This is a genomic window from Streptomyces sp. NPDC019224 (genome assembly GCF_040632605.1).
GTDB lineage: Bacteria > Actinomycetota > Actinomycetes > Streptomycetales > Streptomycetaceae > Streptomyces.
In genome coordinates, this window is sequence record NZ_JBEYCF010000004.1 from 206,262 (window position 1) to 232,391 (window position 26,130).

Here is a 26,130-nt window from a genome sequence, read left to right on the forward strand (position 1 = left end):
CTGTGCTCGTCCGGGTGTGAGGGGTCGTTCGGTGGGCACGCGCGGGCCGGGCCGGCCCTGCGCGTGTCGTTCGACAGTCACGAGGAGATCCGCTCCTTCAGGTCCTTCAGCCAGCCGTCGATGACGGGGGCCGTCGTGTCGACGTGCTGCTCGACGATGGTGAAATGCGTGCCGGGCACGGTCGCCACGGTCTCGGCGCCCTTCCAGTCGGCCTGCCAGTCGCCGCCCTCGCCGACGCCGGCCCGTTCGCCCGCCTCGAAGAGGTCCCCGGCCCGGACGAACAGCACCGGCGCCTCGATGTCGGCCTGCGTGAACTGCGGCAGCAGCTCCACGTACCGGCCCATCGCGGAGAGTTCGGCGCTGCTGAACGAGCCGAGGGTGGCCGCCTTGTCGGGGACGGCGGACGCCATCTGGTCGAAGATCGCGTCGTTCGCGGCGCCCATGTAGTACGTGTCCAGCAGGACGAGCCCGGCCGGCCGCACCCCGTGCACCCGCTCCAGGCGGGCGACGGTGGCGTGGGCGAGGAGCCCGCCGGAGGAGAAGCCGAGCAGCACGAACGGCTCTCCGTCGGCGGTACGCAGCACCGCCTCGGCGAGGACGTCGACGGCCGCGTCGAACGACTCCGGCAGCGAATCGCCCCGGGCGAAACCGGGGGTCGGGATTCCGGAGACCGGTACCGACAGCCGGGCCGCGAGCCGTGCGTGCTGGTGCACGCCGCCGGCCACGGTGGGGGTGCTGAGGCAGATCAGGCGGGGCGCCGGGCTCTCCCCGTCGGCCTTGGCCCGTGCCCCGTACGAGACCGCCTCGGGCAGCACGTCCAGGTCGGCGGCCGTGGTGAACGACGGCCGCAGCGCCGCCACCGAACGCAGCATCGCCAGGCCGGGCTTGATGTGCCCCGCCATGATCGCGTCCAGGAACAGTCCGTACAGGGTGTCGTCGACCGGGCTCGCGGCCGCCGGGGCGGGCGTGGCACCCGGCCCCGCGTCGCCCCCTTCGGTGGCCAGCCGGCCGGCGACGAGCCGGGCCAGCTCCAGCGGGTTCCTGCTGTCGAAGACCACCATGGCCGGCAGCGCGAGCCCGGAGGCCGCGTTGAGCCGGTTGCGGAGTTCGACGGCGGTCAGCGAGTCGAACCCGGCCTCCAGGAAACCCGCTTCGGCGTCCACGGCACCGGCGTCCGCATGCCCCAGGACCTCGGCGGCATGGCTCAGTACCTCGTCGAGCACGGCCCTGACCCGGGCCTCCCCGTCGAGCCCGCGCACCTTCTGCACGAGTCCGCCGGCCTCGCGGACGACGGCCGCCGCACCGGCACGCCTGCGCCCGGCCGGGGCGAGGCCCCGCAGCAGCGCGGGCACCTCGTCGGTGCGGGCCCGCAGGGCGGCCAGGTCGACGCGGAGCGGCACGAGTGCCGGAGCGTCGGCGGCGACCGCCGCGTCGAACAGCCACAGGCCCTCCTCCTCGGTGAGCGCCGGGGTCCCGGTGCGCCGCATCCGCTGGAGGTCCGCCTCTCCGAGCCACTGGCTGAGCCCGGTCTCGGTGGCCCAGAGCCCGAACGCCATGGAGGTGGCGGCGAGTCCCTGGGAGCGGCGGTGGGCGGCGAGCGCGTCCAGGAAGACGTTGGCCGCCGCGTAGTTGCCCTGACCGGCGGCCATGACGAGGCCGCCCGCCGACGAGAACAGCGCGAACACCGACAGGTCGAGGTGGGCGGTCAGCTCGTGCAGGTGCCAGGCGGCGTCCGCCTTGGCCCGCAGCACGTGGTCCACCTGCTCGGGGGTCAGCGCCCCGACGAGCCCGTTGTGGGCGACGCCCGCCGCGTGGACGACGCCGCGCAGCGGGTGGTCCTGGCCGATGCCCGCGATCAGCGCGGCCACGGCAGCCCGGTCCGAGACGTCGCACGCGGCGATCTCCACCTCGGCGCCGAGCGCGGTCAGTTCGTCGCGGAGCCCGGCCGCGTTGGGCGCTGCGAGCCCGCGCCGGCCGGCGAGCACCAGGTGGCGCACGCCGTGCTCGGTCACCAGGTGCCGGGCGACGATCGCGCCGAGGCCGCCGGTACCGCCGGTGATCAGCACGGTCCCCTCGGTGTCCCACGGCGTTTCGCCGCCGGGTGCGGAGGAGCGGGCGAGCCGGGGCGCGAGCACCTTGTCGCGGCGTACGGCCAGTTCGGGTTCACCGGCGGCGAGCGCGGTGGCCAGGGCCCGGGGCGAGGGCTCGCCCTCCTCCAGGTCCAGCAGCACGAACCGGCCCGGGTTCTCCGCCTGCGCCGCCCGCACCAGCCCCCATACGGGCGCCTGCCGCACGTCGACCGGGTCGCCGTCCGCGACGGCCGCCGCGGCCCGGGTCACCAGCACCAGCCGCGACCGCGCGAACCTGGGCTCGGCGAGCCACTGCTGTACGGCGGCCAGGGCCCCGTCCACGGCGGTACGCGTCCCTGCCGGGACCTCGTGCTCGGTGCCGGGCCCGTCGGCGTCCGCGAGGACGGGCAGCAGCACCACGTCCGGTACGGCGTCACCGAGCGCGTCGAGCCCCGCGACCACCGGCACCCCGGCGACCACCAGACCGGGCCCGGCGACCGCCCAGTCACCGCGCGGCCCGCTGCCGCCGCCGACCGGCTGCCACTCGACGGCGAGCAGCGCCTCCCGGAACCCGCCGTCGCCCAGCTGCTGCGCGGCGACCGGCCGCAGTTGCAGCGCCTCCACCGAGGCCACGGGCGCCCCGGCCGGGTCGGCGAGGTCCAGGCGTACCGCGTTGCGCACGCCCTCGACCGGCGCGAGCCGGACCCGTACGGCGGTCGCGGACGCGGCGTGCAGGGTGACACCGGTCCAGGAGAAGGGGAGCAGCGCCTGCCCTCCGTCCTCCTCGGCACCGAGCCCGCCGAAGCCGAGCGCGTGCATGGAGGCGTCGAGCAGGGCCGGGTGCAGGCCGAAGCGCCCGGCGTCCTGGTGCGCCTGCTCGGGCAGGGCGATCTCCGCGTACAGCGCGTCGCCGTGCCGCCAGGCCGCCGTCAGCCCCTGGAACACGGGGCCGTAACCGAACCCGCGCTCCTGGAGCCCGTCGTACAGGCCGTCGGCGTCCAGATCCTCGGCACCGGCGGGCGGCCACTCGGTGAGGGCGGGCGCTGTCGTGTTCCCGGTTCCGGAGGCGATGACACCTTCGGCGTGCCGGGTCCACGGCTCGTCCGGGTGATTCTCGGGCCGCGAGTAGACGCGGACCGTGCGCCGGGCCTGTGCGTCGGGCTCGCCGACGACGACCTGGAGCGACACCCCGCCGCGCTCCGGCAGCACCAGCGGCGCGTACAGCGTCAGCTCCTCCAGCAGCCCGCAGCCGACGTGGTCGGCGGCCTGGAGGGCCAGCTCCACGAAGCCGGTGCCGGGGAGCAGGATGCTGCCGTGCACCGCGTGGTCGGCCACCCAGGGCTGGGTGTCCAGCGAGACGCGGGCGGTGAGCGTCACGGCCTCGGAGTCGGGCGACGCCACGACGGCCGCGAGCATCGGGTGGTCGAAGGCGTCCTGCCCGACGGCCACGGCATCGGTGGCCGGCTTGGCCGCGTCCACCCAGTAGCGGGTGCGCTGGAAGGGGTACGTGGGCAGCTCGGCCCTGCGCGCCCCCGTACCGGCGAAGAACGCCTCCCAGTCCACCCGCGCCCCGTCCGTGTACAGCCGCCCCAGGGCCGTGACCAGGGCCTCGGGCTCGGGACGGTTCCTGCGTACGGCCGGTACGAGCACGGCCTCGCCGCCCTCGCCCCGGTCCAGGACCTGCTGGGCGAGGCCGGTCAGGATGCCGTCGGGACCGATCTCCAGGAACCGGGTCGCGCCCTGCGCCTCCAGGGCCTCCACGGCCGCCACGAAGCGGACGGGCCGGCGGACCTGGTCGACCCAGTACTCCGGGGTCTGCCAGTCGGTGGACGGAGCGCCGGTGACGGTGGAGACGACCGGGATGCGGGGCTCGTTGAACGTCAACTCGTTGGTGACCGCCCGGAACTCGTCGAGCATCGGGTCCATCAGCGAGGAATGGAACGCGTGCGAGACGGGAAGACGGCTGGTCTTCCGCCCGGCCGCCGAGAAGTGCTCGCCCACGGCAAGCGCCTCGGACTCGACACCCGAAACAACCACTGACTGAGGTCCGTTGACGACGGCGATGGACACCCCGTCCGTGAGGAGGGGAAGCACCTCGTCCTCGGTCGCCTGGACAGCGACCATCGCGCCGCCGGCGGGAAGCGCCTGCATCAGCCGGCCCCGGGCGACGACCAGCTTCGCCGCGTCCGTCAGAGAGAGCACCCCGGTGATGTGCGCGGCGGCCAGCTCACCGATCGAGTGACCGACGACCATGTCCGGGGCCACGCCCCACGCCTCGACGAGGCGGAAGAGGGCCACCTCGAACGCGAACAGCGCGGGCTGGGTGAGGGCGGTCGCGTTCAGCGCGTCCGCGTCCTCCCCCCACACCACCTCACGCAACGCCGTTCCAAGGTGCGCGTCCACCTCACCGCACACCGCGTCGAACGCCTCGGCGAACACCGGGAACGCCTCATACAACTCACGTCCCATCCCGAGCCGCTGCGCACCCTGCCCCGTGAACAGGAACGCCGACCTACCCGCCCGGCGGGCCCGGCCGCTCGCGACGGCGGGGGCGTTACGGCCCTGCGCCAGGGCGGTGAGGCCGCGCAGCAGTTCCTCGGTGTCCGCGCCCACCACGACGGCCCGGTGGGCGAACGCGGTGCGGGTGGCCGCCAGCGACAAGCCCAGGTCGGCCGGTGCGAGCGTGGGCTCGCCCGTGACCCGCTCCAGCAGCCGCTCGGCCTGGGCGGCCAGGGCCTGCGGGCTCTTCCCCGACAGCACCAGCGGAAACACCGGGAGTTCGCTGTCGCCGGGGACCTCGGCGGTCGCCTCCGGCGGCTCCTCCACGATGACGTGCGCGTTCGTCCCGCTGATCCCGAAGGAGGAGACGCCGGCCCGGCGCGGCCGGTCGGCGGGCTGCCACTCCCGGGCCTCGGTGAGCAGCGCGACGTTCCCGGCCTCCCAGTCGACCTGGTCCGAGGGCTCGTCGACATGCAGGGTCTTCGGCAGGACGCCGTGGCGCATGGCCATGACCATCTTCATGACGCCCGCGATGCCCGAGGCGGCCTGGGTGTGGCCCATGTTGGACTTGATGGACCCCAGCCACAGCGGCGCATCGTCCGCGCGCCCCTGTCCGTAGGTGGCGAGGAGGGCCTGCGCCTCGATCGGGTCGCCCAGCGTGGTGCCGGTGCCGTGCGCCTCGACCGCGTCGACCTCCGCCGCCGTCAGGCCCGCGTTCGCCAGGGCCTGGCGGATCACGCGCTGCTGGGACGGACCGTTGGGGGCGGTCATCCCGTTGCTCGCGCCGTCCTGGTTGAGGGCGGAACCCCGGAGGACGGCGACGACGGGGTGGCCGTTGGCACGTGCGTCGGACAGCCGCTCCAGGAGCAGCACACCCGCGCCCTCGCCCCAGGCGACGCCGTCCGCCGACGCGGCGAAGGACTTGGACCGGCCGTCGGGGGCGAGCCCACGCTGCCGGCTGAACTCGATGAACATGCCCGGGGTGCCCATGACGGCGACACCCCCGGCCAGCGCGAGCGAGCACTCACCGGCGCGCACGGCCTGGGCCGCCATGTGCAGCGCGACCAGCGAGGAGGAGCACGCGGTGTCGACGGTGACGGCCGGACCCTCCAGGCCCAGCGTGTAGGCGGTGCGGCCGGAGACGAGGCTGCCGCCGCTGCTGGCCGCGGCCTCCACGCCGAGTGCGTAGTCGTGGTACATCAGGCCGGCGAACACACCGGTCGAGGACCCCTTGAGCGTCGTCGGGTCGATCCCGGCCCGCTCGATCGCCTCCCAGGACACCTCAAGCAGCAGCCGCTGCTGCGGGTCCATCATCAGCGCCTCGTTGGGGCTGATGCCGAAGAAGACAGGGTCGAAGTCCGGGGCGTCGTAGAGGAAGCCGCCCTCGCGGGCGTATGTCCGGCCGGGCGTCCCGGGCTCCGGGTCGTACACCTCCGGGTCCCAGCCGCGGTCGGCGGGGAAGTCGCCGATGGCGTCGACGCCGTCCGCGACCAGCCGCCACAGCTCCTCCGGGGTCGTGACACCGCCCGGATAGCGGCAGCCCATGCCGACGATGACCACCGGGTCGTCGTCCCCGTCGGCCCCGCCGCCCGCGGGCAGGGCGCGGGCGGGAGCCGGCAGGGCACGGTCCGAACCGGCCACCTCCTCGCCCATGTAGGCGGCGACGGCATCCGCGGTCGGGTAGTCGAAGATCAGCGTGGCGGGCAGCCGGAGGCCCGTCGCCGCGCCGAGCCGGTTGCGCAGCTCGACGGCCGCCAGCGAGTCGAAGCCCAGCTCGCTGAAGGCCCGCTCCGGCTCGATCGCGTCGGCGGACGCGTGACCGAGGACCCCGGCCACGTGTGTCCGTACGAGATCGAGGAGCGCGGCAGCGCGTGCGGTGGCGTCCAGTCCCGCCAGCCGGGCGAGGAGGCCGTCACCCCCGTCGGTGGATTGCGCGGTCCTGCGTACGGGTACGCGCACCAGGCCCCGGAGCAGGGCCGGGAGTTCGGTGGCGCGGTTGCGCAGGACGTTGGTGTCGATGCGGAGGGGAACGGTGGCCGCGAGACCCGAGGCCAGGGCGGCGTCGAACAGGGCCAGGCCCTCCGCCTCGGACAGCGCCGGCAGCCCCTGGGCCGCCATCCGCTCCTCGGCCAGGCCCAGCATGTCGACGCTGGTCATGCCGGTGTCGACGCCCCAGAGTCCGAAGGCCATGGAGGACGCCGGAAGGCCTTCGGCCCGGCGTTCGGCGGCGAGCGCGTCGAGGAAGACGTTGGCCGCCGCGTAGTTGCCCTGCCCGGCCGCCAGCACCAGACCACCGGCCGAGGAGAACATCACGAACGCCGACAGCTCCAGCCCGGCGGTGAGCTCGTGCAGATGCCAGGCCGCGTCCACCTTCGGCCGCAGCACAGCACTCACACGCTCCGACGTCAACGCACCCACCACACCGTTGTCCGCGACACCGGCGACATGAACAACACCCGAAAGCGGATGCGCAGGGTCCACGGACGCGATCACCGCGGCCAGAGAATCCCGGTCCGCCACATCACAAGCCGCCACCGAAACCGAAGCACCCAACCCGGACAACTCCGCAACGAGGTCGGACACACCCGGCGTGCCCGCACCCCGACGCCCCACCAGAAGCAGACTCCGCACCCCATGCTCGGCCACCAGATGCCGGGCCACCCGCGCACCCAACCCACCAGTACCACCCGTGATCAATACGGTCCTGCCCGCATCCCACACAGGAACCGTGTCGTCGCCCGGCGCGGCGAGCACCAGACGCGGCACCCACACCTCACCCTCACGGACGACCAGCTCCGGTTCGCCGAGAGCGGTCACCTGGTCCCAGGGCACGGAACCGTCGGAGTCGATCAGCACGAACCGGCCCGGGTTCTCCGCCTGCGCGGCCCGCACCAACCCCCACACCGGGGCCTGACGCACATCAACCGATTCACCCTCGGCCAGGGCCACCGCACCGCGCGTGGCCACCGCCAGCACCGCACCCTCGGGCCGGTCCACCGCCAGCCACTCCTGCACGGCCTCCAACACCTGGCCCACCAGCCCGTGTACGGCACCCGGCACGTCCGCGGCCAGGTCCCGCGTCCCGCAGGTGAAGACGACGGGGGCGGGTGTGTCGGACGGGGTACGGGTGGGGGCGGCGGGCAGCTTGTTCCAGGTGATGCGGAACAGGGAGTCGTTGCCACTGGTGGCGAGCTGCTCGGTGGAGACGGGCCGGCCGACGACCGCGCCCACGGTGGCCACGGGGGCCCCGGTGGCGTCCGCGACCTGCAAGGACAGGCTCTCCGGTGTCGGCTGCGTGATCCGTACGCGTACGGCGGACGCGCCCGCCGCGTGCAGGGTCACCTCGCGCCACACGAAGGGCAGGACGGTCTCGTCGCCCCCGGTGCCGTTGACGAGGGCCGCGTGCATGGCGGCGTCCAGGAGCGCCGGGTGCAGCCCGAACTTCTCAGCCTCCGCGTGCGCCTGTTCCGGCAGCGCGACCTCCGCGAACAGCACGTCGCCCACGCGCCAGGCGGCCTTGAGCCCTTGGAACGTCGGCCCGTACCCGAACCCTCGCTCACGCAAACCGTCGTACGCACCCTCCAGGGACAGCTCCTCCGCCCCGGCGGGCGGCCAGGCCGCGAGGTCGAACGCGGGACTCTCCGTGCCGGGGGCGAGCACGCCGTCGGCGTGCAGGGTCCACGGCAGGTCGGGGCGGTTCTCGGCGCGCGAGTACACGCTCACCGAGCGGCGGGCGGACGTGTCGGCGGCACCGACGACCATCTGCACGGTCACCGCCCCGCGTTCCGGCAGGATGAGGGGCGCCTGCAGGGCCAGCTCCTCGAGCACCGCGCAGCCGACCTGGTCACCGGCCCGGATCGCCAGCTCCACGAAGCCCGTGCCCGGCAGCAGAATGCTCCCGAGGACGTCGTGGTCGACGATCCAGCCGTGCGTACCGGCCGACAGCCGCCCGGTGAACGTCACCATGTCGGTGTCCGGGGACGGCACGACCGCGCCAAGCAACGGGTGCCCGGCATCGGTCAGCCCGGCCGTCGCCATGCTGCTGCCGCCGCCGATCCAGGAGTTGGCCAGGTACTCCTCCGTACCGACCCAGTAGCGGGTGCACTGGAAGGCGTACGTGGGCAGCTCGACGGTCCGCGCCCCGCTGCCGGCGTAGAACGCCTGCCAGTCGATCCGCACCCCGTCCACGTACAGCCGGCCCAGCCCACCGGCCAGGGACTCAGGCTCGGGACGGTTCCTGCGGACGAGCGGGACGAACGCGCTGGTGTCCTCGGCGGCCGAGCCGGCGCCGAGGGCGGTCAGGACCGCGTCCGGCCCGATCTCGACGAACGTACGGACACCGAACGCCTCCGCGGCGTTCACGGCATCGGCGAAGCGGACAGGGCTGCGGACCTGGTCGACCCAGTACTCCGGCGACTGCCAGCCAGAGGAGGACAGCTCGCCACTCACCGTGGAGACAACCGGGATACGAGGCTCCGTGAACGTCAACTCGCTGGTGACCGCCCGGAACTCGTCGAGCATCGGGTCCATCAGCGAGGAATGGAACGCGTGCGAGACGGGAAGACGGCTGGTCTTCCGCCCGGCCGCCGAGAAGTGCTCACCGATGGCAAGCGCCTCGGACTCGACACCCGAAACAACCACGGACCGCGGCCCGTTGACGGCCGCGATGCCTACCCCGTCCGTGAGGAGGGGAAGCACCTCGTCCTCACTGGCCTGTACGGCGACCATCGCACCACCGGCCGGAAGCGCCTGCATCAACCGGCCCCGGGCGACGACCAGCTTCGCCGCGTCCGCCAGCGACAACACCCCGGCCACATGCGCGGCGGCCAGCTCACCGATCGAGTGACCCACCACGACATCGGGCTTGACACCCCACGCCTCGACGAGACGGAACAACGCCACCTCGAACGCGAACAACGCGGGCTGAGTGAGGGCGGTCGCGTTCAGCGCATCCGCGTCCTCCCCCCACACCACCTCACGCAACACAGTTCCGAGGTGCGCGTCCACCTCACCGCACACCGCGTCAAACGCCTCGGCGAACACCGGAAACGCCTCATACAGCTCACGGCCCATACCGAGCCGCTGCGCACCCTGCCCCGTGAACAGGAACGCCGACCTGCCGACCGCCCGCGTCACCCCCTTCACCAGCCCCGGATGCTCCTCGCCCGCCGCCAACGCCGCCAGCGCACCCGTACCGTCACCGAAGACGACAGCCCGATGCTCGAAGGCCGGCTTCGAGGTCGCCAGGGAGTAGCCGATGTCCTCGGCCCGGTGGTCACCCGCCACGGACAACAGCCGCGACGCCTGACCGGACAGCGCGTCCGCGCTCTTCGCGGACACCACCCAGGGGGTGACGGCCAGGTCGGCCCCGGGCTCGACGACGGCGGCCTCGGGAACCTCCTCCACGATCACATGGGCGTTCGTCCCGCTGATGCCGAAGGACGAGATGCCCGCGCGCCTCGGGTGGCCGGCCGGCGCCCACTCCCGGGCCTCCGTCAGCAGTTCCACCTCACCCGCCGACCAGTCGATCTGGTCCGAGCGTTCCTCGGCGTGGAGCGTGGGCGGCAGCACGCCGTGGCGCATGGCCATGACCATCTTGATGATGCCCGCGACACCGGCCGCTGCCTGCGTGTGGCCCATGTTCGACTTGATGGAGCCCAGCCACAGCGGCCGGCCCTCCTCGCGCCCCTGTCCGTAGGTCGCGAGCAGCGCCTGCGCCTCGATCGGGTCGCCCAGCGTGGTGCCGGTGCCGTGTGCCTCGACCGCGTCGACCTCCGCCGCCGTCAGGCCCGCGTTGGCCAGGGCCTGGCGGATGACACGCTGCTGCGAGGGGCCGTTGGGGGCGGTGAGGCCGTTGCTGGCACCGTCCTGGTTGAGGGCGGAACCCCGGACCACGGCGAGGACCGGGTGGCCGTTGCGGCGGGCGTCGGACAGGCGCTCCAGGAGCAGCATGCCCGCTCCCTCGCCCCAGCCCGTGCCGTTGGCGCCGATGCCGAAGGACTTGCAGCGGCCGTCGGGGGCCAGACCCCGCTGCCGGCTGAACTCGACGAAGACCTCGGGGGTCGCCATGACCGCGACACCGCCGGCCAGGGCGAGTGAGCACTCACCCGAGCGCAGCGCCTGCGCCGCCATGTGCAGGGAGACCAGCGAGGAGGAGCACGCCGTGTCGACGGTGACCGCAGGGCCCTCCAGGCCGAACACGTACGAGACGCGGCCGGAGGCGATCGCTCCGGTGCTGTTGTTGGCCGCGTAGTCGTGGTACATCATCCCGGCGTAGCAGCCGGTCATGCTGCCGCGCAGGGTCTCGGGGTCGATCCCGGCCCGCTCGAACGCCTCCCAGGCCGTTTCCAGCAGCAGGAACTGCTGCGGGTCCATGATCGCGGCCTCGTTGGGGCTGATCCCGAAGAAGGCGGGGTCGAACTCACCCGCCTCGTGCAGGAATCCGCCCTCGTTGGCGTAGGTGGTGTGCGGGCGCTCGGAGGTCGGGTCGTACACCCGGTCCAGGTCCCAGCCACGGTTGGCGGGGAAGTCCGAGACGGCGTCCACACCCTCGGCGACGAGCTGCCAGAGCTGTTCCGGGCTGCGTACCCCGCCCGGGTAGCGGCATGCCATGGAGACGATCACGATCGGGTCGTCGTCGTTCCCCGCATCGGAGCCGTTCACACCCCGGGCGGGGCTCACCTCGGCGATGGAGCCGTCGAGTTCGCCGAGCAGGTGCCGGGCCAGAGCCCGCGGGCTGGGATAGTCGAAGGCCAGGGTCGCGGGCAGCCGGACCTCGGCGGCGGCGCTGACGGCGTTGCGGAACTCCACAGCGGTGAGCGAGTCGAAGCCCAGCTCGCTGAAGGCACGGGTCTCGTCCACGGCGTCCGCGTTCGGGTAGCCGAGGGCCACCGCGACCTGGGTGCGGACCAGGTCGAGCAGGACGCGCTCCTGCTCCTCCCGGTCGAGCCCGGCCAGCCGGCCGCGCAGCGCCCCGGCCGACTCCGGCGCGGACCCCGCGGTGCGCCGGGCCCGTACGCGTACCAGCTTCCGGAAGAGCGGCGGCAGCGCCTCCCCGGCCTCGGCGAGGGTGCGCACGTCGAGCCGGATCGGCAGGACGACGGGCGCGTCCACGGTCAGCGCCCGGTCGAAGAGCTCCAGGCCGTACGCGGAGGTGAGGGCGCCGATGCCGGTGCGGCTCATGCGCTGGAGGTCGGCGTCGGTCAGGGTGCCGGACATGCCGCTCGCCCACAGGCCCCAGGCGAGGGAGCGGGCGGGCAGGCCGTGGGCGGTGCGGTGGGTGGCGAGGGCGTCGAGCAGGGCGTTGGCGGCGCCGTAGTTGCCCTGGCCCGGGACGCCCAGGACGCCGGTGGCCGAGGAGAACAGGACGAACGCCGACAGGCCCAGGTCCCGCGTCAGCTCGTGGAGGTGGAGCGCGGCGTCGGCCTTGGCGCGCAGGACGGTGTCCAGGCTCTCCGGGGTCAGCGAGGCGATGAGCGTGTCGTCCAGTACACCGGCCAGGTGGACGAGACCGGTGAGCGGCACTCCGTCGAGGGCGGCGGCCAGGGCGTCCCGGTCCGCCACGTCGCAGGCGGCGAGGGTGACCTCGGCACCGAGCGCGCGCAGCTCGGCGGACAGCTCCGCCGCACCGGGGGCGTCCGCACCCCGCCGGGAGACCAGCAGCAGGCTGCGTACGCCGTGGGTCTCGACGAGCTGCCGGGCCACCAGGCTGCCGAGCGCGCCGGTCGCGCCGGTGACCAGGACCGTGCCGGTGCCGAAGTCGGGGCGGACGCGCGTCTCGGGGTCGTCCGCGAGGCGGGTGAGGCGGGCGCCGTACACGGTCGTGCCGCGTACGAGGGTCTGGGCCTCACCGGTGGCCAGCGCGGCGGCGGCCTGTGCGGCGTCCGCGAGGTCGTCCAGGTCCGCGAGGATGACCCGCCCGGGGTGCTCGGCCTGCGCGGAGCGCACGAGGCCCCAGACCGCCGCCCCGGCCAGGTCCGTGACGTCTTCCTGGGGCCGGGCCACGGCACCGCTGGTCGCGATGAGCAGGCGGGAGTCCGTGGAGCGCTCGGCCGCGAGCCAGTGCTGGAGTGCGGCAAGGATCTCGGTGGTGGCGGCCCGGACTGCTGCCGGGTCCGCACCGGTGTGCCGGGACCGCAGGACGACGCTCTCGGGTACCGGCCCGTCGGCGCGCAGCTCTGCCCAGTCGACGGGCGCGGAAACCTCTTCGCCCGCCGGGAGTTCCACCCAGTCCAGGCCGAACAGGGACTCGTGCGCGACCGTGCGGGCCGCGGCCAACTGCTCGGCGGAGACCTCGCGCAGGACGAGCGAGTCGACGGACAGCACGGGCCGGCCCGTCTCGTCGGCGACGGCCAGGGCGATGGCACCCGCACCGTCCGGGGCGATCCGGACCCGCAGCCGCGCGGCCCCGGAGGCGTGCAGCCGTACGCCCGTCCAGACGAACGGGAGCACCGGACCGCTCGCCTCCGCGAACAGGTCCGTGAACACGGAGCCGTGCAGCGAGGCGTCCAGCAGCGCGGGGTGCAGCCCGAACGCGGCGGCCTCCGCCCGCGCCCGCTCGGGCAGCGCGACCTCGGCACAGATCTCGGTCCCGGACCGCCAGGCGGCCGTCAGGCCCCGGAAGGCGGGCCCGTAAGCGAGTCCGGCCTCGGCCAGCGACGCGTACACCCCCTCCGTGTCGAGGGCCTCGGCACCGGTGGGCGGCCAGGCGGCCAGGTCGAAGGGGGCCGGGTCCGCGGTGGTGGCCGCCAGGACCCCGGACGCGTGGAGCGTCCACGGCTGGTCGGGCTGGTCGTCACGGCGCGAGTGCACGCTGAACGGCCGCCGCCCGGACGCGTCCGACGCGCCCACCTCGACCTGGAGCGCGACCGCCCCGCGGGCGGGCAGCACCAGCGGGGCCTGGAGCATCAGCTCGTCGAGCGATTCGCAGCCGACCTGGTCCCCGGCGCGGACGGCCAGTTCGACGAAGCCGGTGCCGGGGAAGACGACGGACTCCCCCACGACGTGATCGGCGAGCCAGGGCTGAGCGGACAGGGAGATCCGGCCCGTCAGGACGACACCGCCGGAGTCCGCCAGCGAGACGACCGCCCCGAGCAGCGGGTGCCCGGCCGCGGCGAGCCCGGCGGCGGAGACGTCCCCGGGGGCTCCGTTGCCCTCGACCCAGTAACGGGTGCGCTGGAAGGCGTACGTGGGGAGGTCGGCCTTGCGGACACCGGTGCCCGCGTAGAACGCCTCCCAGTCGGGGGTGAGGCCCGTGGTGAACAGCCGGCCCAGACCCGCGACCAGGGCCTCGGACTCGCCGCGGTCCTTACGTATCAGCGGGACGCAGGTGGTGTTCTCGTCGGTGGCGGAGGCGGCGCCGAGGGCGGTCAGGATCGCGTCCGGGCCGATCTCGACGAACGTGCGGGCTCCGAGGGCTTCGGCGGCGTTCACGGCGTCGGCGAAGCGGACAGGGCTGCGGACCTGGTCGACCCAGTACTCCGGCGACTGCCAGCCGGAGGAGGACGCGGACCCGGTGACGGTGGACACGACCGGAATGCGGGGCTCGTTGAACGTCAACTCGCTCGCGAGGGCCCGGAACTCGTCGAGCATCGGGTCCATCAGCGAGGAATGGAACGCGTGCGAGACGGGAAGACGGCTGGTCTTCCGCCCGGCCGCCGCGAAGTGCTCGCCCACGGCGAGGGCTTCCGCCTCGATGCCGGAGACCACGACCGCCTGCGGACCGTTGACGGCCGCGATGGACACCCCCTCCGTGAGGAGGGGAAGCACCTCCTCCTCGGTCGCCTGCACAGCGACCATCGCACCACCGGCGGGAAGCGCCTGCATCAACCGGCCCCGGGCGACGACCAGCTTCGCCGCGTCCGCCAGAGAGAGCACCCCGGCGACATGCGCGGCGGCCAGCTCACCGATCGAGTGACCCACCACGACATCGGGCTTGACGCCCCACGCCTCGACGAGGCGGAAGAGGGCCACCTCGAACGCGAACAGCGCGGGCTGGGTGAGAGCGGTCGCGTTCAGCGCGCCCGCGTCCTCCCCCCACACCACGTCACGCAACGCCGTTCCGAGATGCGCGTCCACCTCACCGCACACCGCGTCAAACGCCTCGGCGAACACCGGAAACGCCTCATACAGCTCACGGCCCATCCCCAGCCGCTGCGCACCCTGCCCCGTGAACAGGAACGCCGACTTCCCCTTCGTGGCGACGCCCCGCACCACCGCCGGGTGGGTCTCCCCCTCGGCCAGGGCCGCGAGGCCGGTCAGGGCCGCCTCGCGGGTCTCGGCGAGGACCACCGCGCGGTGGTCGAGTGCGGCACGGGCGGTCGCCAGGGAGTACGCGAGGTCGGCGTCACCCGTCTCCGAGTCCGCCGTGACGTGGGCGTGGATGCGGCCGGCCTGCGCGGCGAGGGCCGCCGCGTCGCGGCCGGAGAGCGGCCAGGGCAGAAGGGCGGGCAGGGGCGTGACGGGGATCGCCGGGGCTTCGGGGGCCTCTTCGGTCTCGGCGGGCTCCGCCGCCGGCGCCTCCTCCAGGATCACGTGCGCATTCGTACCGCTCACGCCGAAGGCCGAGACGCCCGCCCGGCGCGGGCGGTCCTCGGCCCGCTCCCAGGGCCGGGTCTCCGTCAGCAGCCGGACCCGGCCGGCCGACCAGTCGACGTGGCTCGACGGCTCGTCGACGTGGAGCGTCTTGGGCAGCACGCCGTGACGCAGCGCCTCGACCATCTTGATGATGCTGCCGACACCGGCGGCGGCCTGCGCGTGGCCCATGTTGGACTTGATGGACCCCAGCCACAGCGGCCGGTCCTCGTCACGCCCCTGTCCGTAGGTGGCGAGGAGGGCCTGCGCCTCGATCGGGTCGCCCAGGGTGGTGCCGGTGCCGTGGCCCTCGACGGCGTCCACATGGGTGGCGGAGAGCTGGGCGTTGGCGAGGGCCTGGCGGATGACGCGCTGCTGGGCGCGGCCGTTGGGGGCGGTGAGGCCGTTGCTGGCGCCGTCCTGGTTGACCGCGCTGCCGCGTACGACGGCGAGCACGGGGTGACCGTTGCGACGGGCGTCCGCGAGGCGTTCGAGGACGAGCATGCCGGCGCCCTCGGACCAGCCGGTACCGTCCGCCGCCTCCGCGAACGCCTTGCAGCGGCCGTCCGGGGCGAGGCCGCGCTGACGGCTGAACGCGATGAACGGGGACGGGGTCGACATCACCATGACGCCACCGGCCAGGGCGAGCGAGCACTCGCGCCGGCGCAGGGCCGTGGCGGCCAGGTGGAGGGAGACGAGCGACGAGGAGCAGGCGGTGTCGACGGTGACGGCCGGTCCTTCGAGGCCCAGGGTGTAGGAGATCCGGCCGGAGATGACGGCGGCCGCGTTGCCGGTGGTCATGTACGCCTCGGCGACCTCACCCGCCGCGCCGACGATGTACTCGTAGTCCTGGATACCGGAGCCCGCGAACACGCCGACGGGCTTGCCGCGCAGGGACGACGGGTCGATCCCGGCCCGCTCGATCGCCTCCCAGGACACCTCGAGGAGCAGCCGCTGCTGCGGGTCCATGGTGAGGGCCTCGTTGGGGCTGATCCCGAAGAAGCCGGCGTCGAAGTCGGCGACGTCGCGGACGAACCCGCCCTCGTTCACGTAACTGCTGCCGGCGGCGGGATCGTCCTCGTCGCCGCGCAGCGCGTCGAGGTCCCAGCCCCGGTCGGTGGGGAAGGTGGAGATGGCGTCGCGGCCCTCGGCCACGAGCCGCCACAGCTCCTCGGGGGTGCTGACCCCGCCCGGGTAGCGGCAGCTCATCGCCACGATGGCGATGGGCTCGTGGTCCTGGTTCTCGGCCTCCTGAAGCCTGCGCCGCGTCTGGTGCAGATCCGCCGTGACCCGCTTGAGGTAGTCGAGAAGCCGTGCGTCGTCATTGGACATGTTGGGTCCCACCGAGTCCTTGTTCATGCCGGTTCATGCAGTGAGGTCGAGTCGGGTCGCAGGTGCGGGGCCCGGTGCCGTCGCCGGCACCGGCCGCGCGGTCGGTCAGGTGAGGCCGAGTTCGTTGTCGATGAAGGCGAAGACGTCGTCGGCGGTGGCTGCTTCCAGCTGGTCGCCGACCTTCTGGCCGCCGTCGCCGCTCTGCGCGTCGAGGGTGGTGGTCAGCCGGGTCAGCAGGCTCTGCAGGCGGGCCGTGATCCTGGTCGCCTCGATGTCCTCGGCGGCGAGCGCCGACGCGGCCTCCTCCAGGCGGTCGAGCTGTGCCAGTACGGGGAGTTCGCCGAGGCTGTCGTCCTGGCAGAGCTCCGACCACAGGTGGCCGGCCAGCGCACCGGGGCTCGGGTGGTCGTAGATCATGCTGGTGGGCAGCGGGCGTCCGGTCGCGGCGACGAGCTTCGTCCGCAGGTCGACGGCGGCGACCGAGTCGAACCCGAGGTCCGTGAAGCCGCGCTCCGCCCCGACCTCGGCCGGGTCGTCGTACCCAAGCAGCGCCGCGACATGCGTACGGACGAGGTCGAGCAGCACGGACCGCTGCTCCGGTTCGGCGAGAGCGGCCAGCCGGTCGGCGAGGCCGGAGTCCCCGGCTCCGCCGTCGCCGGCACCGTCCGCGCTCAGCGCGGCACGGGCGTCGGGCAGGGCGTCCAGGAGCGGGCGGGGGCGGGCCAGTACGTAGGTGGGGGCGAAGCGTTCCCAGTCGAACTCGGCCACGACGGCGTGCGAGCCGCCGCCCGTCAGGATGCGGCGCAGGGCTCCGACGGCGAGCGCGGGGGCCATCGCGGGGGCACCCATGCGGCGCATGACGGCGGCGAGTTCGGCGTCGACCATTCCCCCGTCCCACGAACCCCATGCCACCGAAGTGGCGGCGAGCCCACGGGCACGCCGGCTGTGCGCGAGCCCGTCCAGATAGGCGTTGGCACTGCCGTACGCGGACTGGCCCGCGCTGCCCCACACGGCGGCACCGGACGAGAACAGCACGAACGCGTCGAGCGGGGTGTCGCCGAGGAGTTCGTCCAGGTGGCGTGCGCCGAGCACCTTGGCATCGGCGACCTGGGCCAGCTCCGCGAGGGACAGCTCACCCAGCGGGGCGATGCGCTGCGGAAGCCCGGCCGCGTGGAAGACGGCGGTGAGGTCCGGGAGTCCGGCGAGCAGGGTGCGTACGGCCTCCCGGTCGGCCATGTCGCAGGCCGCCACGGAGACGCGCGCGCCGATGGCCTCGATCTCCTCGGCCAAGGCGGCGACGCCCGGGGCGTCCGGGCCGCGTCGTCCGGCGAGGACCACGTGCTCGGCGCCGTCGGCGGCGAGCATCCGGGCCACATGGGCGCCGATCCCGCCGGTGCCTCCGGTGACGAGGACGGTGCCCCGGGCCTGCCAGGTCGCTGCCGGGTCGGGCTGCGCGGGCCGGACCAGACGGCGGGCGTAGACACCTTGGGGGCGCACGGCCAGCTGGTCCTCGCCGCTTCCCCGCGCGAGGGCGTCGCAAACGCGGCGCAGAACCGTGTCGTCGGCGTCTTCGGGCAGGTCGATCAGACCGCCCCAGGTGTCCGGCGCCTCCAGCGCGAGGGCCGCGCCGAGCCCCCACACAGCGGTCTGCCCGGGCCGCACCGCCGCGTCCCCCTCGTCGGTGGCCACCGCGCCCCGTGTGAGGCACCACACCGGGGCCGCCCATTCCCTGGCCGCCGTCTCGCGCAGCAGCGCGGTGGTGTCCGCGAGCCCCTGGGAGAGCGCGGGGTGCTCCGGGTGCGGGGTGTTGTCGAGGGCGAGGAGGCTGACGACTCCGGCGGGGGCGGCGGACAGGGCGACGCCCTCGGTCGGAACGGGGTTCGCGCCCCGCTCCGCCAGCGCGGCGGCCAGGGCGTCCGCGAGCGGGCGCTGTCCGGCCGCGTGGACGACGAGCCAGTCGCCGGTGAGCGGGGCGGGCGGCGCGGGGTCCGCGACGGGCGCCCAGGAGACCCGGTAACGCAGCGCGTCCACGGCCGACGCCTCGCGCCGCCCGGCGCGCCAGCTGGTGAGCGCGGGCAGCACGGGGGCCAGGTCGGCGGGGTCGACACCGAGCCGTTCCGCGAGCCCGGCCGCGTCCTCCTGCTCCACGGCCTCCCAGAAACCGGCCTCGCCGGGCTCCGCCGGGGCGGTCGCCGAGGCTGTGTCGGGGGCGGCGGCCCAGTAGGTGCGGTGCTGGAAGGCGTACGTGGGCAGGTCGACCCGGTGCGGGCGGTGGCCGGTCGCGGTGAAGAAGGCGTTCCAGTCGACGGGCACGCCCCGGGTGTGGACGAGCGCGACGGCCTCGGTCAGCACGCGTGCCTCGTCGCGGTCCCGGCGCAGGACGGCGGTGAACACCGGCTGCTCCACGCCCTCGTCGGCGCCGGTCAGGCAGTCGGGCCCGAGCGGGGTGAGGGCGGCGTCCGGGCCCAGTTCCAGGAAGGTGTGGACGCCCTTGGCGGCGAGCGCGCGCACGGCGTCGCCGAACCGGACGCTCGCCCGGACGTGGCGCACCCAGTAGTCGGCGCAGGCCAGTTCGTCGTCACCGGCGAGTTCACCGGTGACCGTGGAGACGACCGGGATGCGGGCGGGGCTGTACGTGATGCTCTCGGCGACCGTACGGAAGTCGTCGAGCATCGGCTCCATGAGCGGCGAGTGGAAGGCGTGCGACACGGCGAGCCGCTTGGTGCGGCGGCCCTCGGACGCGAAGCGCGCGGCGATCGCGAGCGCGTCGGTCTCCCCGCCGGAGACGATCACGGAACGCGGCCCGTTGAGCGCGGCGATCCCGGTGGCCGGGGTGAGCAGCGGCACCACCTCGTCCTCGGACGCCTCCACCGCGACCATCGCGCCACCGGCCGGGAGCGCCTGCATCAGCCGGCCACGGGCGGCGACCAGTTTCGAGGCGTCCGCGAGGGACAGCACGCCCGCGACGTGCGCGACGGCGAACTCGCCCACGGAGTGCCCGGCGAGGAAGTCGGGCCGGACGCCCCAGGACTCGACGAGCCGGTACAGGGCCACCTCGCACGCGAACAGGGCCGGCTGCGCGAGCCCCGTACCGTCGAGCAGCGCACGGTCCTCGCCCCACATCGCCGCCCGCAACGAGGTGTCGAGGTGCGCGTCGAGCGCGTCCACGGCCTCGTCGAAGGCGCGGGCGAACACCGGGTAGGCGGCGTGCAGTTCCCGCCCCATCCCGAGGCGCTGGGAGCCCTGCCCGGTGAACAGCACGGCGCTCAGTGCGTCGGGCCGTGCGTCCCCGGTGACGGCGGCCTCGGCGGAGCCGTCGGCGAGCGCGCGCAGCGCCCGTACGAGATCGGCGTGACCGGCGGCGGCCTGCCCGTCGGCGACGACCACGGCACGGTGCTCCAGGGCGGCCCGGGTGGTGGCCAGCGACCAGCCGGTGTCGACCGGCGGCTCGGCCGGGTGGGCCTCCAGGTGGTCGGCGAGGCGGGCGGCCTGCGCGGCCAGCGCCTCGGGGCGCCGGGCGGAGAGGAGCACGGGCACGAAGCGGGGGACGGCGCCCCTGCTCGTACGCTCCTCGCCCGCGGCGCCCTCCGCCGTACCCTCCTCGGCGGAGGCGGAAACGACCGCCGCCGGCGCCTCTTCCACGATCACGTGCACATTCGTGCCACTCAGCCCGAACGACGACACCCCGGCCCGCTTGGCGCGCCCCAGCTCCGGCCAGGCGACCGGCTCGGTCAGCAGCCGTACGCTGCCCGCGCTCCAGTCGACGTTGTGGCTCGGCTCGTCCACGTGCAGGGTGCGCGGCAGCACGCCCGCCTTCATCGCCTGCACCATCTTGATCACGCCACCGACGCCGGCGGCGGCCTGCGCGTGGCCGATGTTCGACTTGAACGAGCCCAGCCACAGCGGCCGGCCGGCGGGCCGCTCGCGCCCGTAGGCGGCGATGAGGGCCTGTGCCTCGATCGGGTCGCCGAGGGTGGTGCCGGTGCCGTGCGCCTCGACGGCGTCCACATCGGCGGGGGCGAGGCCTCCGGAGGCCAGGGCCTGCTGGATGACGCGCTGCTGCGAAGGGCCGTTCGGCGCGGTCAGCCCGTTGGACGCGCCGTCGGAGTTCATGGCTGAGCCACGGATGACGGCGAGGACGGGGTGGCCGTTACGGCGGGCGTCGGACAGCCGCTCGACGAGGAGCATGCCCGCGCCCTCGGACCAGGTGGTCCCGTCGGCCGCCGCCGCGAACGACTTGCAGCGCCCGTCGGGGGCGAGGCCCCGGTCCTGGCTGAAGCCCACGAAGGAGTCCGGGCTCGCCATCACGGTCACGCCGCCCGCGAGCGCCAGCGCGCACTCGCCGCTGCGCACGGACTGGACGGCGAGGTGGAGCGCGACGAGCGAGGAGGAGCAGGCCGTGTCGACGGTGACCGCGGGGCCTTCGAGCCCCAGCGTGTACGCGACGCGCCCGGAGGCGACGCTCGCCAGGCCACCGGTGCCACCGCCGCCCGGGTAGTCGTGGTAGACGACGCCGGCGAAGACCCCGGTCCGGCTGCCCTTCAGCGAGGTCGGATCGATGCCCGCGCGCTCGATGACCTCCCAGGACACTTCGAGCAGCAGCCGCTGCTGCGGGTCGGTGTCCCGGGCCTCCCGGGGGCTGATCTTGAAGAAGTCCGCGTCGAACTCCCCGGCGTCGTGCAGGAAGCCCCCCTCACGGCAGTACGTCTTGCCGGGCGTCGACGGCTCGGGGTCGTACAGGGCGTCCATGTCCCAGCCACGGCCGTCCGGGAACAGCGACACGGCGTCCCGGCCCGCGTCCACCAGCTGCCACAGGTCCTCGGGCGAGGTGATGCCGCCGGGGAAACGGCAGCCCATCGCCACGATCGCGACCGGCTCACTGCCGCGCGCCTCGGCCTCCGACAACTGACGTCGGGTGCGCTGGAGTTCGGCGGTGGCGCGCTTGAGATAGTCCCGGAGCTTGTCGTCGTTGCTCATCGAACCTCAACCAATCTGCAGCTGATCGCTGGCTAGGAGATGCCGAATTCGCTGTCGAGCACGTCGAACAGCTCCTCGTCGGTGACCGTTTCGAAGTCGGGTCCCTCGCCGTCCGGCACCGGATCGCCCTGTGCGTCGCGCCAGCGGCGCACGATGGCTTCCAGCCGGGCGGTGATCGCGTCCGCGCGGGCGCTGACCGTCTCGGCGTCCCCGCCGGTGACGGGGAACCCGCCGAGGACGTCCTCGATCCGGTCCAGCTCGGCCAGCACGGCCGCGGCCGGGTCGCCGGCCCCCGCGCCGGAATCGGAGTCCAGGCGCTCCGCCAGGAAGGCGGCGACGGCGCGCGGGGTGGGGTAGTCGAAGATCAGCGTGGCGGGCAGGTCGCAGCCGGACGCGGCGGTCAGCCGCTTGCGGAGCTCCACGGCCGCCAGAGAGTCGAAGCCCATGTCACGGAAGGCGAGATCGGTCTCGACGACGCCCACGGACGCGTGCCCGAGTACGGCCGCCACATGTGTACGCACCAGCGCCAGCAGCACCCGCCCCGTCTCGGCCGCCCCGAGCCCTTCCAGCTCCGTCCGCAGCCCGGCCGCCGCCTGCTGCGACTCCTCGGCGGTGGGCACGTCGTGCGCCGCGTGCGGGACCGCGGCGCCGGTGGAACCGCTGCCCTCGACCCAGTAGCGGGTGCGCTGGAAGGCGTACGTGGGCAGCTCGACGGTCCGCGCCCCGCTGCCGGCGAAGTACGCCTGCCAGTCGACCCGGACGCCTTGCGCGTACAGCCGCCCCACCGCGCCGACCAGAGACTCCGCCTCGGGGCGGTTCCTGCGCAGCAGCGGGACGAGCGCGGTGTCCTCGTCGGTCACGGAGCCCGCGCCGAGAGCGGTGAGCACCGCGTCGGGCCCGACCTCGACGAACGTACGGGCTCCGAGGGCTTCCGCGGCGTTCACGGCGTCGGCGAAGCGGACAGGGCTGCGGACTTGGTCGACCCAGTACTCCGGCGACTGCCAGCCGGAGGAGGACAGCTCGCCACTCACCGTGGACACGACCGGGATACGGGGCTCGTTGAACGTCAACTCGCTGGTGACCGCCCGGAACTCGTCGAGCATCGGGTCCATCAGCGAGGAATGGAACGCGTGCGAAACGGGAAGACGGCTGGTCTTCCGGCCGGCCGCCGAGAAGTGCTCACCTACGGCGAGGGCTTCCGCCTCGATGCCGGAGACCACGACCGCCTGCGGACCGTTGACAGCCGCGATGGACACCCCGTCCGTGAGGAGGGGAAGCACCTCGTCCTCGGTCGCCTGGACGGCGACCATCGCGCCGCCGGCGGGCAGCGCCTGCATCAGACGGCCCCGGGCGACGACCAGCTTCGCCGCGTCCGCCAGAGACAGCACCCCAGCGACATGCGCGGCGGCCAGCTCACCGATCGAGTGACCCACCACAACATCGGGCTTAACACCCCATGCCTCCACCAACCGGAACAACGCCACCTCGAACGCGAACAACGCAGGCTGAGTGAACGCAGTGCTGTTCAGCGCCTCCGCGTCCTCCCCCCACACCACCTCACGCAACGCCGTTCCAAGGTGCGCGTCCACCTCACCGCACACCGCGTCAAACGCCTCGGCGAACACCGGGAACACGTCATACAGCTCACGACCCATCCCCAGCCGCTGCGCACCCTGACCCGTGAACAGAAACGCCGACTTACCCGCCCGGCGGGCCCGGCCGACGACCACCGCCGGGTGTTCGTTCCCCGCCGCGAGCGCGGCAAGCGCGTCCGCGCGGTCGGCCTGTGCGTGTCCGAGGACCACCGCCCGGTGGGTGAAGGCGGTCCGTGTGGTGGCCAGGGAGAGCCCGATGTCCGCCGCATCGGTCCCGGGCTCTCCCTCGGCCTGTTCCCGCAGGCGGGCGGCCTGAGCACCGAGGGCCTGCTCAGACTTTGCCGACACCACCCAAGGAACCACGGGGAGTGCGGCCCGCACGGCCGTCTCCCCCGTCTCTTCCGGCGCCTCCTCGACGATCACATGGGCGTTCGTCCCACTGATCCCGAAGGAGGACACCCCGGCACGCCGCACGGCGCCGCCGGGCACCCAGGGGCGTGACTCGGCCAGCAGCTCGACCGCACCGTCCGCCCAGTCGACCTGGTCCGACGGGGTTTCGGCGTACAGGGACTTGGGAAGCACGCCGTGGCGCATGGCCATGACCATCTTGATGATGCCCGCGACACCGGCCGCCGCCTGGCTGTGGCCCATGTTCGACTTGATGGACCCCAGCCACAGGGGCCGGCCCTCGGGCCGCTCCTGCCCGTAGGTCTCCAGGAGCGCCTGCGCCTCGATCGGGTCACCCAGCGTGGTGCCGGTGCCGTGCGCCTCGACCGCGTCGACCTCCGCCGCCGTCAGGCCCGCGTCCTCCAGGGCCCGGCGGATCACGCGCTGCTGGGCGGGGCCGTTGGGGGCGGTGAGGCCGTTGCTGGCGCCGTCCTGGTTGAGGGCGGAACCCCGGACCACGGCGAGGACCGGGTGGCCGTTGCGACGCGCGTCGGAGAGCCGTTCCAGGACGAGGACACCGGCGCCCTCTGAACAGGCGACACCGTCGGCGGACGCGGAGAAGGACTTCGAGCGACCGTCGGAGGCCAGGCCCTGCTGCGTACTGAAGTACACGAACATGTCCGGGGTCGACATGACCGTCACCCCGCCGGCCAGGGCGAGCGAGCACTCGCCCGCCCGCAGCGCCTGCGCCGCCATGTGCAGCGCCACCAGCGACGACGAGCACGCCGTGTCGACACTGACCGCAGGGCCTTCGAGCCCCAGCGTGTACGCGACCCGCCCCGAGACCACACTGCCGGCCGTGGTGCTCCCGGGCTCCGCGCCGAGTGCGTAGTCGTGGTACATCACCCCGGCGAACACACCGGTCGACGAACCCTTGAGCGTCGTCGGGTCGATCCCGGCCCGCTCGATCGCCTCCCAGGACACCTCAAGCAGCAGCCGCTGCTGCGGGTCCGTCACCAGGGCCTCGTTGGGGCTGATCCCGAAGAAGACAGGGTCGAAGTCCGGAGCGTCGTAGAGGAAGCCGCCCTCGCGCGCGTACGTCTTGCCGGGTTTACCCGGCTCGGGGTCGTACACACCCTCGTCCCAGCCGCGGTCGGCGGGGAACTCCCCGATCGCGTCGACGCCGTCCGCGACCAGCCGCCACAGCTCCTCCGGGGTCGTGACACCGCCCGGGTAACGGCAGCCCATCCCCACGACGACCACCGGGTCGTCGTGGTGCGTGCCGCGCCCGGACGGGCCCGCCTCTTCGAGGCGGCGCTCGGCGTCCGCCAGCCGGCGGCGCACCTCCCGCAGGTCGGTCGTGGCCCGCTTCAGGTACTCGAGAAGTCGCTCTTCGTTGCTCACAGAGACCTACTCCCTCTGGTCGACGATCCGTGGCGACTCACTCACGCGGCGTCCAACGTTGATCGGATTCGAACGCTACTGAGGGCGTCGAGGGGCGGCCTACCCTTAACCCACCCCTGCCGCGGGCCCCTGTACGGAGGGGCGGGAACGCGCGAAGGGCCGGTGTGCGTGACGGCTGCCGTACAGCTGCCACGCACACCGGCCGGGGCCCGTCCCGCCTGGTGAGGCGGTGTCGGGTGTCAGGGGGCCGCGGGAGTGCCGAGCTCGTTGTCGAGGATGTCGAACAGCTCGTCCGCGGTGACCTCGTCCAGGTCCTGGCCGGTGTCACCGCTCTCGTCCGGCTGCGGTGCGTCGAGCCGGCCGGCCAGCTCCCTCAGGCGCTGGACGAGCCTGGCGCGTTCGGGTCCGGCGGGCGGGGCGTCGGTGGTGAGCAGGGTCTCCAGCTTCTTGAGGTCCGCCTCCGCCCTGGACACCGGCACGGCCGGGACCAGACGGGCGGCGATGTACGCGGCGACCTCCGCCGCGCTCGGGTAGTCGAAGATCAACGTGGCGGGCAGCCGCACGCCGCTCACCGCCGTGAGCTGGTTGCGCAGTTCCACCGAACCGAGGGAGTCGAAACCCAGCTCCCCGAACGCGCGGTCCGGTTCGATCGCCTCACCGGAGGCGTGACCGAGGACGGCCGCCGCATGCCCCCGTACGACGTCCAGGACGATCCCGGTCCGCTCCTCCTCGTCGCACCCCGCGATCCGCGCGGCGAGCCAGGCGCCCTTCGGCGCACCGGCCGTGGACCGCTTGCGGGCGGGCGGGGCCATCGCCTTCAGGAGGGCGGGGAGTTCATCGGTGCGGGTGCGCAGGGCGCCCGGGTCGATGCGGAGGGGGACGGTGGCCGCGAGACCCGAGGCCAGGGCGGCGTCGAACAGGGCCAGGGCCTCCGCCTCGGACAGCGCCGGCAGCCCCGCCCGGCGCATGCGCTCCAGGTCCGCGTCGGCCAGGTGGGACGCCATGCCGGTGTCCACGGCCCAGAGTCCGAAGGCCATGGAGGACGCCGGAAGGCCTTCGGCCCGGCGTTCGGCGGCGAGCGCGTCGAGGAAGACGTTGGCCGCCGCGTAGTTGCCCTGCCCGGCCGCCAGCACCAGACCACCGGCCGAGGAGAACATCACGAACGCCGACAGCTCCAGCCCGGCGGTGAGCTCGTGCAAGTGCCAGGCCGCGTCCACCTTCGGCCGCAGCACAGCACTCACACGCTCCGACGTCAACGCACCCACCACACCGTTGTCCGCGACACCGGCGACATG

At 73.9% G+C, this 26,130-nt stretch carries 4 protein-coding genes; all 4 read right to left on the reverse strand.

The window, feature by feature from the left end:
- Positions 1-77: 77 nt before the first annotated feature.
- A complete protein-coding gene (locus ABZ564_RS04655; RefSeq protein ID WP_360849342.1) occupies positions 78-16,499 on the reverse strand; it encodes a type I polyketide synthase in 16,422 nt (5,473 codons plus the stop codon).
- Positions 16,500-16,577: 78 nt separating this feature from the next.
- A complete protein-coding gene (locus ABZ564_RS04660) occupies positions 16,578-21,449 on the reverse strand; it encodes a type I polyketide synthase (protein WP_360849345.1) in 4,872 nt (1,623 codons plus the stop codon).
- Between the two features lie 32 nt (positions 21,450-21,481).
- Positions 21,482-24,835 carry a beta-ketoacyl synthase N-terminal-like domain-containing protein gene (locus tag ABZ564_RS04665; protein WP_360849347.1) on the reverse strand — a complete coding sequence of 1,118 codons (3,354 nt, stop codon included), beginning with the start codon at positions 24,833-24,835 and terminating at the stop codon, positions 21,482-21,484.
- Positions 24,836-25,074: 239 nt separating this feature from the next.
- The coding region (locus ABZ564_RS04670) for a KR domain-containing protein (protein ID WP_360849350.1) at positions 25,075-26,130 on the reverse strand (1,056 nt) is incomplete at its 5' end.